We start from the raw sequence: 1,232 nt of genomic DNA, 5'->3' as shown, positions 1-1,232 counted from the left end.
GCCGGCGGCGAGATCCGCGGACCGGGCGGCGTGGTCGGCGGGCTCGCGGAGCGCCAGCCAGTCCGGGGTGCAGACCGGCGAGCCAGGCTCGCTCAGCGCTGCCGCCCAGGGGCGTCGAGCACCCGGGCGATCCGGACGGAGGGGGAGGACCACGGCTCCAGCGTGCTCCGCCGCGCCAGCGCTGAGAGCCTCCACCCGGAACGCAGCACCGGGTCCCCCAACCAGCGCCACAGGGCTGCGGCGAGCGCGGGAACGTTCTCAGGCGGCACCCAGGTCCCGGGGATCGGACCCTGCGGGCCCATCGCCTCGCCGACCCCGCCGACGCGGGCCGCCACCACCGGCACCCCGCGCGCCAGCGCCTCGGCCACGACCATCCCGAAGGTCTCCGCCCGCGAGGGCAGCACGAGCAGGTCGGCCGCCGCCCACGTCGCGTCGAGCGCGCGGCCGGTGAGCGGCCCGGGCACCGTCACCCGCCCGGCGAGCCCGTGGCGCGCGATCGCCGCCCGCAGCCCGACGACGAAGCCCGGGTCGCGCCCCGTCGGGCCCGCCAGCGTGGCCGTCCACGGTCGGTCCGCGACGCGCGCCAGGGCCTCGACGAGCACGTCCTGGCCCTTGGTCGGGGTGAGCGCACCGAGACAGAGCAGCCGCGGCGGGCCCCCGGTGACCGCCGAGCCGGGGGACACCTGCGCCGGGTCGACCCCGGGGGTCGCGACGACCACCCGCGCCGGGTCGAGCCCGTGCCGGTCGACGATCCGGTCGGCGGTCCACCGGCTCGTCGTTACCACCGCCGCCGCGCACCGCAGCGCCGCGCGCTCGCGGTCGTCCCGGTCCCGCGCGGCCGCGGGGAGGAGCCCGACCTCGTCGGCCAGCGGGGCGTGCACCAGCACGACGAGCCGGAGCCGGTCGGCGTGCTCGGCGGGCGCCGTCGGCTCCCCGCACGCGACGAGGCCGTCCAGCAGCACCGGGCCGCCGTCGGGAACCTCCGCCAGCACCCGTCCCACCGCGGCCGCCTCGCCGTCCGGCCACGGTCCCGGCAACCGGTGGGCGACGACCGTGACGCCGAGCGTCCCGAGTCCGTCGAGCACCCGCCGGTCGTAGACGTTCCCGCCGCTGGGGACGGTGTCGACGTCCCCGGGGAGCACGGCGTGGACGGTCACAGCGGGCGCTCGTACCCCGCCCGCGCGACGTGCGACTCGTGCAGCTCCACCGCGATCGTCGCGATCCCGCGGGCG

The 1,232-nt window shown here is 79.3% G+C and carries 1 protein-coding gene; it reads right to left on the bottom strand.

Annotation, left to right across the window (positions count from 1 at the left end; translation table 11 throughout):
• Window positions 1-92: 92 nt before the first annotated feature.
• Window positions 93-1,157: a glycosyltransferase family 4 protein gene (locus tag AC0CYZ_RS21970; protein WP_472219241.1), complete on the bottom strand. Its 1,065-nt coding sequence runs from the start codon at window positions 1,155-1,157 to the stop codon at window positions 93-95.
• Window positions 1,158-1,232: the final 75 nt, after the last annotated feature.

The sequence above is a fragment of the Actinomycetospora sp. genome, from assembly GCF_055612215.1.
Note: the sequence above shows the minus strand (reverse complement) of the source record. Positions and strands in the feature narration are given on the sequence as shown.